Genomic DNA, 600 nt, shown 5'->3' with positions numbered 1-600 from the left:
AGGGCGCTGGAGGGCAAGGCCATGTCGGTCGGCTCAGCGGCCGATGGCGGTTATCTCGTGCCCTCGGAAACGGATACCGAAATCGGCCGCAGGCTTTCCGCCGCCTCGCCGATCCGTGCGCTGGCAACCGTGCGCCAGGTTTCGGGTTCGGTGCTGAAGAAGCCGTTTGCCACCTCCGGCATGGCGGCCGGCTGGGTGGCGGAGACGGCCGCGCGGCCGCAGACCGGCAATGCGCAGCTCGCCGAACTCTCCTTCCCGACCATGGAACTCTACGCCATGCCGGCGGCGACGGCGGCGCTGCTCGACGATGCGGCCGTCGACGTCGAGGGCTGGATCGCCTCCGAGGTCGACATCGTCTTCGCCGAGCAGGAAGGCACTGCCTTCGTCTCCGGCGACGGCACCAACAAGCCGAAGGGTTTCCTGAGCTACACCAATGTCGCCGATGCGAGCTGGAGCTGGGGCAATATCGGTTATATCGCGACGGGTGCGGCGGGCGCCTTCAAGGCGAGCAACCCCTCCGACGCGCTGTTCGACACGGTCTATTCGCTGAAGGCGGGGCACCGACAGAACGGCACCTTCGTGATGAACCGCAAGACGCAG

Annotated in this window: 1 protein-coding gene; it reads left to right on the top strand. The window is 67.0% G+C overall.

Annotated features, from left to right (window positions below; genetic code table 11):
- The coding region (locus tag ACTIF2_RS27675; protein WP_439500350.1) for a phage major capsid protein at window positions 1-600 on the top strand (600 nt) is incomplete at both ends.

The sequence above is a fragment of the Allobosea sp. genome, from assembly GCF_051860145.1.
Classification (GTDB): domain Bacteria; phylum Pseudomonadota; class Alphaproteobacteria; order Rhizobiales; family Beijerinckiaceae; genus Allobosea.
This window is presented reverse-complemented; position numbering and strand designations above follow the sequence as displayed.